Origin of the sequence: Archangium sp., from assembly GCF_036277355.1 — a bacterium.
Classification (GTDB): domain Bacteria; phylum Myxococcota; class Myxococcia; order Myxococcales; family Myxococcaceae; genus Archangium.
The window spans coordinates 1-8,341 of record NZ_DASUNC010000080.1 but is presented as its reverse complement, the minus strand read 5'-3'; the positions used below and the strand labels follow the sequence as shown (position 1 = coordinate 8,341).

General features: G+C 68.7%; 5 protein-coding genes and 1 pseudogene. 4 read left to right on the top strand and 2 right to left on the bottom strand.

Features of this window, described 5'->3' with window-relative positions; translation table 11 throughout:
- Positions 1 to 189 precede the first annotated feature (189 nt).
- The 4 genes from VFZ09_RS21725 to VFZ09_RS21710 all read left to right on the top strand — a co-directional run bounded on the left by VFZ09_RS21725 (position 190) and on the right by VFZ09_RS21710 (position 6,282).
- The gene (locus tag VFZ09_RS21725; protein ID WP_329729553.1) at positions 190 to 1,731 is read left to right on the top strand and encodes a hypothetical protein; all 1,542 of its coding nucleotides are present in this window, start codon (positions 190 to 192) and stop codon (positions 1,729 to 1,731) included.
- Positions 1,732 to 1,758: 27 nt separating this feature from the next.
- Positions 1,759 to 1,947, top strand: a complete 189-nt coding sequence (locus VFZ09_RS21720) for a hypothetical protein (protein ID WP_329729552.1) — start codon at positions 1,759 to 1,761, stop codon at positions 1,945 to 1,947.
- Between the two features lie 351 nt (positions 1,948 to 2,298).
- Positions 2,299 to 2,931, top strand: coding sequence for a hypothetical protein (locus tag VFZ09_RS21715; RefSeq protein WP_329729551.1), 633 nt, complete (start codon positions 2,299 to 2,301; stop codon positions 2,929 to 2,931).
- A gap of 255 nt (positions 2,932 to 3,186) precedes the next feature.
- Complete coding sequence (locus VFZ09_RS21710; RefSeq protein ID WP_329729550.1) at positions 3,187 to 6,282, top strand: serine/threonine-protein kinase; 3,096 nt, start codon at positions 3,187 to 3,189, stop codon at positions 6,280 to 6,282.
- Between the two features lie 41 nt (positions 6,283 to 6,323).
- Here the strand turns inward: VFZ09_RS21710 and VFZ09_RS21705 are convergent, their stop codons facing one another.
- Positions 6,324 to 7,826: a hypothetical protein gene (locus tag VFZ09_RS21705; protein WP_329729549.1), complete on the bottom strand. Its 1,503-nt coding sequence runs from the start codon at positions 7,824 to 7,826 to the stop codon at positions 6,324 to 6,326.
- A 130-nt stretch (positions 7,827 to 7,956) separates the two neighbouring features.
- A pseudogene (locus VFZ09_RS21700) lies at positions 7,957 to 8,341 on the bottom strand (hypothetical protein); the annotation flags it as partial.

Here is an 8,341-nt window from a genome sequence, read left to right as displayed (position 1 = left end):
TACTCCCGGCTCACCCCGAGCACCCGGACCGGCTGGGACGGGTGCGCCTCGCCCAACCCGCGGGCTCGTGGCCATCCCATCAGCCAACGTGCCTCACCTTTCCAGTCTCGGTGATGGGATACCCCTGCTCACGGGGAGCCTACCCATCACCCAGCTCGCTCATTCTGGCCCGCTTTTCCCTCATCCAGCGTGCTCGGTAACACCCCGCGCAACGGGGTGGGCCAGGCGGTGCACAACGTGCTCTTCGTGGATGACCTGGAGTCCTTCTGGACCACGCCCAACGGCACGGTCCAGGTGGGGCTGAGCAACCCGGGCTTCGAGAATGGCACGGTGAATGAGACCCAGGACCAGTCCTGCAACTATCTGGGCGGGGGCTTCTGCCCGAATGGTTTCTGGCGGGGCAACATGGGCGCCAGCGCGACCACGCTCCGCTCCAACCGCGGCTACTTCAACCCCAACAACAGCTGGAGCATGCAGGCCAATGCCTGGGGGCAGAACATCCCCAGCCAGCTCGCGGTGACCTTTGGCACCTACCCGGGTCTGGGCACCACCCGGACGACCTTCCGCGGCTGGGTCCACCTGAGCTCCCTCCACCCGGCCTACAAGGTGGTGGCCTTCGCCGTCAACCTCGCCACGGGCCAGCGGGTGGAGGAGGAGATCATCGTCGAGGAGGTCTGGGGGCAGACCAACTTTCATACCGACTCCCTCGTCCTGGCCATGACGCCTGGCGAGACGCCCGCCTGGGACTTCGGCAAGCGCTACCTGGACGCGGTGCAATACTTCTCCGGGGATATCGACTCGAAGATGGAGATCCACGGTGTCTCCTCCGCGTGGATGTGGACCCACCGCAACGTCTACGCCACCCATGGCATCCCCGTGTCCATCGAGACCTCGTTCGACATGAACGGGCAACTCGCGCAGATCCGCGACCCGAGCCAGCGCTACACGGTGGGCAAGGACGCGGCGTGGAAGGAGCTCGAGCGCATCTGGAAGATGGAGGGAGGTGTCTATCCGGGGACACGCTCGCATCCGGGGCTGGTCAAGTTCATCAACTTCGATGGGCCCTTCCGCTCGTTGCTGCACCCCAACCATGGAATCAATGGGCAGCAGTGGGGAGGGGGCTTCGCCCTGACCGAGCAGGGCTACTGGGAGGCCACGTGGCAGGTGATGGACTACATCCGGACGATCCACTCGGTGCGGCCGGACATCCGCATCTTCGTGGGGGAGAACTTCCCCTGGTGGGGCTGGGGGCCGGCCAATGACTCGGTGCCCTCCTTCGGCTGGGCGCTCAACGGCAGCTCTTTTCCGGGCAATCGGGGCTACTTCGGCGACTACCAGAACCTGCTCACCAAGCTCTTCTGGCAGTGCAACAACTACGGCGCCCGGTTGAGCGGTATCACCCTGGACACGGGCTATACCTTCACCACCGCCGCCAATTCACAAGGGGTCGACTACATGGCGCGCGTGCGGGCGGTGCAGGACTGGGTTCGCGGCCAGGGCTATGAATTCAACATCTATGTCAATGGCGACATGGAGACATCCGCCCGGCTCACCCAGGAGCACATGCTGCTGTTCGAGGACCGCTTCAAGGCCTACGGCATTCGTCCCAACCGGCACATGGTCGCCTCCTGGGGCAAATACCCTCTCGCCACGGAGATCAACAACGAGAACGTCGAGTACGACCTGGCCAACTCCTGGAAGAAGGTGCTCCAGCGGGTGAAGCGGCTGTAGCCATGGATTCCGAGAACCGCAAGAGCAATGTTTCCCAGGTTCTCCCCGCAGTCGCTCCATGACACGGCCGCGGGCCTGGCCGGGCCCGACGGGGTGCAGGTGTCCGAGGCGATGGTGCGCTGCCTCTTCTCCAGCTCCTTCCCCGAGGACGCGCTCGCTGAGGTCATCGCGCAGAACCTCAAGTTCCCCCGCGCCGCCGCCGAACTTCATGCATGACTGGCCTTGCGCCTCCAGCCAGTTTGGCGACGGCTCGTATCAGGACTGGGGCGTCGTCATCCTCTGAAGCGGTGCCGGCCGTTTGACTCCACGGCGAACGCGAGCCCTTCCTGCTGACTTCCCCACCCGCCTGTCCGAGCCGCAATCCCTGGCTCGGACAGGCGGGTGCTCGCGTCTTGAGCGCCCGTCCCAGTCGCTCGAGCCGTGAGTGCCGCCCAGCCCTCGTCCCCTCAGCTCCGCCGGTGCGGGTAGAGCGGAATAACCCTGGAGAATCTTTTTTGCGCACTTCCGGGGAGTCACGGGTTCAAGAGAATGCAGTAACCCAACGCTCGAAACTTGGAGAAAGCATTCATGAAGCTGTCACAGGTATTTGGCTCGACGCTGGTGGTGTCCGCGCTCATCTCCACCCAGGCCCTCGCCGCGCGTGAGCTCACCCCCATGCCCTCGGTGAGTGAGTACTTCAGCCAGGAGGATGACGCCGCGCCGAGGGGGAACTGGAGTGCGCCGGACACCGTGGTGCCGGTGCTGGTCGATGGCATCGTCTACTCGCCCGATGCGTTCCGGACGCTCAATGGCGCGGGGGTGCGGCACTTCGTGCTGGATGAGAACGCGGCGCAGCAGGGGGTGATGCTGGGTTTCCGCACCAAGCAGGCTCTGGCCGACTATTTCCGGTCGCAGGGGCGGATGCCCTCGGATGACAGTGCCATGCTGTGCAACAACTACAGCTACTGGTACGAGGACTGGAAGTACCTGGGCCGCTACATCTCCGCCCAGGCGGGTTACGGCTACAACAACCTGGACACCATCAGCTGGGGCAACCGCATCTCCTCGGTGATCCCCACCACCTGCGGCAGATATGCCATTCTCTGGGAGGCCCCCAACTACGCCGGGGCCTCCCTGTTCCTCGGGGCCGGCTACCCGGCGGAATACCTGGCCACCTACGGCTGGAACGACCGGGCGCGTAGCGTGGGCTCGTGGCAGTAGGCCGCTCACCGCCCCCGCGCCGAGCGCCATGACCAGGCGCGGGAGGCCTCCCAGTCGCTGCCCTGCGAGCTGCTGTCGAAGCGCCGGTGAGCTGGGAGGGGGTGTCAGCTCCAGGGGACGTTCGTCGCGGGCGAGAGGTACCAGCGGCTGGACCCCTTGTAGATGTCCGGCAGGTCTTTGCGCGATTCTGGAAATCCTCCGGGGAGAACGGAATACCCCTGGAGAATCTTTTTCGCCTCCGAGTGGAGCACGGGAATGAGCGACGGGCATGGCCAGGAGGAGAGGACCCGGTTGCTGGCAGCGGACCCGGAGCAGCCGCCGGAGGCGGCCTCCTTGCCGGGGGTGACGCCGGATTCGTCGCCGCGGCCCACCGTGCGCGCGCGCCTCGTGACGGCGCATGAGCCGGCCCCCGTGCAGGGCGCCGTGCCCGCGCCGGGCAGTACCGTGGCCGGCCGCTACACGGTGCTCGACCTGCTGGGGCAAGGGGGCATGGGCACGGTGGTGGCCGCCTATGATGCCCGGCTCGACCGGCGCGTGGCCCTCAAGCTGCTGCACTCCATGCCCTCCGAAGGTGGCAGCGGCGCCCTCGAGGCCCGCCTGCTGCGCGAGGCCCAGGCCATGGCCCGCCTCTCCCACCCCAACGTGGTGGCCGCCTATGACACCGGCTCCCTCGAGGATGGCTCCATCTTCATCGCCATGGAGTACGTGGAGGGGCAGACCTTGCGCGGCTGGTGCCAGGAAAAGCCTCGCACCTGGCGCGAGGTGCTGGAGGCCTACCTGGCCGCGGGCAGTGGGCTCGCCGCGGCACACGCGGTGGGCCTCATCCACCGCGACTTCAAACCCGACAACGTGCTGGTGGGCAGGGATGGGCGGGTGCGGGTGACGGACTTCGGCGTGGCGCGCGCGGAGTCCTCCGACACCCCGGATGCCTCCCCAATGCCCCTGTCCTCGCTGCCGGAGGTCTGGGACAAGCCCCTCACCCTGCCGGGCATGGTGGTGGGGACTCCCAAGTACATCGCCCCCGAGCTGCTGCGGGGACAGCCCGCGGATGTCCGCAGCGATCTCTTCTCCTTTTGTCTCGCGCTCTATGAGTCCCTCTACGGCCAGCCCGCCTTCCCCGGCCGCACCAGCGCCGAGCGCATGCGTGCCAGGCTCGAGGGGCGGGTGAGTCCCCCGCCCTCCCAGTCCGGTGTGCCAGGGTGGGTGGCTCGCACGGTGCTGCGAGGCCTGCGGGCCACCCCCCAGGAGCGCCCGGGCTCCATGGGGGCACTGCTCGAGATGCTGCGGAGTGATCCGGCGGTGCGCCGCCAGGAGCGGCTGCGCGTGGCGGGCCGGGCCGCGGTGGCCGGGGTGGTGACAGTGCTCTGTCTGGCATTGGGCTGGCAGTACCAGCAGCAGCGGCAGCTCGCCTGCGCCGGCATGGAGCAGCGGCTGGCGGGCATCTGGGACGGCGCCCTGCGGGACCAGGTGCGGCAGGCGCTGCTCGACACCCGGTTGCCGTATGCCCAGGACACCGCGGAGCGCGTGGTGGCGGCGCTGGATGGCTACGCGGGCACCTGGGTGCGGATGCGGACCGAGGTGTGTGAGGCGAGCCGGCAGGCGCAGCAGCCCGGGGCCCTGGCGGTGCTGCAGGTGCAGTGCCTGGAGCGGCGGCGCGGCCAGATGGGGGCGCTCACCGAGGTGCTGTCCGGCGGTCCCGACCCGAAGCTGCTGCCCAAGGCGGTGCAGGCGGCCCTCTCCCTGCCGCCGCTGGCGTACTGCGAGGATGCCCGGGCGCTGACCGCCGACGTCCCTCCTCCCGAGGACCCGGCCGTGCGCGAGAAGGTCGAGGCGCTCCAGGCGCGGGTGGATCGGCTGGAGGCGCTGGACCTGGCCGGCCGGTACACCGAGGCCCTGGCGCTGGGGGAGCCCCTGTTGCCGGAGGTGGCGGCCCTGGACTATCCGCCGCTGCGGGCCCGGGCCCTGTACCAGGTGGCCCTGCTCCGGGAGCGGAAGGCGGACTTCAAGGGCGCCGAGGCCCTGCTCCGCGAGGCCCTTCCCCTGGCGGCCCAAGGCAAGGATGACACCCAGGCCGCCCTGGCCGCGAGCCGGCTGCTCTGGCTGGTGGGCATCAAGCAGTCCCGCTCCCAGGAGGCCGTGCTCCTGGAGAGCCTGGTGCGGGCCACGGTGGAGCGCGCCGACAGTGAGCTGGTCCGTATCCGCCTGCTGCATTCCGTGGGCTCCTTGCGCATGGAGATGGGCCAATACGAGGAGGCCCGGGAGCTGCTCGAGCGTGCCCTCGCCATGAGCCAGCGGGTGCTGGGGCCACGCCACCTTTTCGTGACCCACCTGCTCAACACCCTGGCCAACCTGATGGTGGACATGGGCCGGTTCGAGGAGTCCCTGGCGCCCTACGAGCGAGTCCTCGAGTTGCGCCAGCAGCTCCTGGGCCCGGTCCACCCGGAAGTGGCCCTGTCGCTCAGCAACCTGGGCAGCACGCTGCGGATGGCGGGCCACTACGACCAGGCCCGCGAACGGCTCGAGCACGCCCTGGCCGTCTCGGAGAAGGTGCATGGCCCCGAGCATCCGGAGGTGGCCCACACCGTCAACAGCCTGGGCAACCTGCTGCTGGAGATGGGCCAGTTCGAGGAGGCCCGGGTGCGGTTCGAGCACGCCCTGAGCCTGCGGCGGAAGAGCCTGGGCCCCGAGCACATGGATGTGAGCTTCTCCCTCGAGGGCCTGGGCAATGCGCTCTTGTTGTTGGGCCGGCTCGAGGAGGCCCGGGCGCTGCAGCAGCGCAGTCTGGACATCCGGCGCAAGGCCGTGGGCCCCGCGCACATGCTGGTGGGCTTCTCGCTCAGCAACCTGGGCCAGGTGCACGCGGCACAGGGCCGCTACCGGGAAGCCCGGGCGCTGCATGCGCGGGCCCTGGCCCTCCTCCAGAAGGCCGTGGAGCCGAGCCACCCCATCTTCCTGTTCACGCTCGGCAACCTGGGCCGCGCCCTGGTGCACCTCGGGGAGCTGGACACCGCCGGACGCCACCTCGAGCGCGCGCTGGAGCTCCTGGAGAAGAGCCTGGGGCGCGAGCACCCGATGGTGGCCGACGTGCTGCTGGCGTTGGGGGAGTGGCACCTGGCCCGGGGCCAGCCGGCGGAGGCGCTCCCACGGCTCGAGCGGGCCCTGGTTCTCGCCCGGCCCACGGTGCGCGCCGAGGTGCAGTTCACGCTGGCCGAGGCGCTCCGGAGGTCCGGCGTGGATTCCCAGCGGGCCCGGGCGCTGGCCGCCGAGGCCCAGGCGCACTACCGGCGCCTGGGCAACTCCTCCATGCTCGCCAGGGTCTCCCGCGGGCTGGCCACGCGCGCACGGCGCTGAGCCGGGCGGCTCGGGCGCGGCACCTGGCCCTGTTTGAGTGCTCAGGGGCTCCAGGAGAGGAAGAGCGGGGCCACCCAGGTGTGCCAGTACGGCCGGCAGTGGGGCGGCGCCCCTCCCGAGCAGGTGCCGTAAATCTGGTCGTTTGGGTTCTCCACGTAGTACGGATCGTTGAGCTCGTAGGGCGCGCCGTAGCCCACCACGTTGCGGGCTCCCGTGAGCAGGTGGCCATTGCCGTCCCCGCTGATGCCCACGTTGTGCACGTACTTGGGCAGACCCGTATTCGTGTTCCCGTTGGCCACGGTGAGCTCCGACCAGTGGATGCCATTGGTGGAGGTGACGATGCGCAGCGACTGGGGCAGCGGCAGATGGTCGGGGTTGATGTCGGCCAGGACGAAGCGGCGCATCACCGGGTCATACTTCACATCCACGCTCGCCTCGGCCCAGGCCGTGGGCTGAGGGCTGCTCCAGCTCACGCCGTTGGTGGAGGTGGTGTAGAAGATTTGGATGAAACCATTGACCATCTCCGTGTACCACATGTGGAAGGTGCTGCCCACGCGCACCACGGACGACTGCCCCAGGTTGGTGGTGGAGGGGTGGATGACGGCGGGGTAGGCGCCCGCGGGCGGGTTGGCATTCCAGCTCGTGCCTGCGTTGGGGTCGCCTCCCATGTAGAAGGAGAAGGGCCCGGTGGGCGAGGTGGAGCGGGCCGTGATCATCCCACCGCGCGAGCCCGCCGTCGTCACGTACATGTAATAGTAGCGCTGCGAGCTGCCCGGCGGCGTGTATGTCACCACCGAGGGATCACACGTGTGGCTCATGTTCGGGTCGATGGGGCTGCCCGAGGCGGGCGAGTAGCGGTTCATGACGGTCACCCGCTGGCTCCAGCTGATGCCATCCACGGACTCGGAGTAGATGACCACGTCTCCCTGGTAGGGGGCTTGAGAGGAGCAGGCCCACAGCCGGTACTTGCCATCCACATAGGCAATGGTGGGGGCGTAGGAGTAGACGCCCCCTGTCTGGGCCACGGTCTCCTGTCCCGTGCCGTAGCCCACGGTGAGCCGGGTGGCCGCGCCTGGCACCATCGTCTTGGGCATGCCGTTGAGCCCCGCGCTGGCGGTGGGGGTGATGGCATAGGCATACACCGGGTAGGGCAGCGCGCCCAGGTAGTCGCGCAGGTCCGCGGGCATGTACCACTCGAAGCGGTGGGCCGTGCCGCCGCCACAGGCGCTGTTCACCCCCGCCTCGGAGGGCCGGTTGGCGAGGATGCCGGACACCCCGTACACGGTGGTGGAGCCGCCCGGGGGGCCGCCAAAGTAGAGGTGCACCTCCACCGGGGTGGTGGGCGTATCTGGATCGCACGCCCACCCGAAGGCGCGTACTCCATCCACTCCATCCAACCACCCGGTGGGCGGCCGGTCCGTCACCGCCTGCTGGCTCTCGGCCAGTTCGGGCACCTTCGCGGAGGGGGGCGCTTCGCAGCCGGCCAGCCCCAGCAGGGCCAGCGCGCAGGGCAACCAGCCACTGTGTCTGAGCAGATTCTTCATATGGGCAAAGAGGAGGTGTAGGTCCATCAAGAGGAAAATCCTCTTACCCCATCAAACACCCCAAACTGGTACTCTGCGCAAAAGTCGTTTTTCTGGTCGTCCGGTGAGACGCCCGTCCCGAGCGCTGCTCCTACGAGCGCATGCGCTGGCGCAGCTGCTCGAGCGTGCGCTTCTGTACCCCCTTCATGAACAGCTCCGCCGAGACGTGCGCCTCATTCAGGCGCCTGGTGCACTCGGGGCACTGCGCGAGGTGTGCGCGCGCGCTGTTGCTCCCCGGCCGGCAGCTTGCCCCGCTCCAGCATGTCGAGGGCGTAGGTGGACAGATGAGGGGACCCCCCGCTGCCACCCCGCCCACCTCCACCTGCACCGCCTCTCCCTGCTCCCGCCCTGCCGCGCTCCGCTCGGCGGGCGCCACCTCCACGGGCACGAAGGACATGGCCGTGCGCGCTCCCTCCTTCCCTTCACGCCTGCGCGTCCAGAAGCGCAGCCTCTCGCGCGGCAACCCGTGCTTGCGC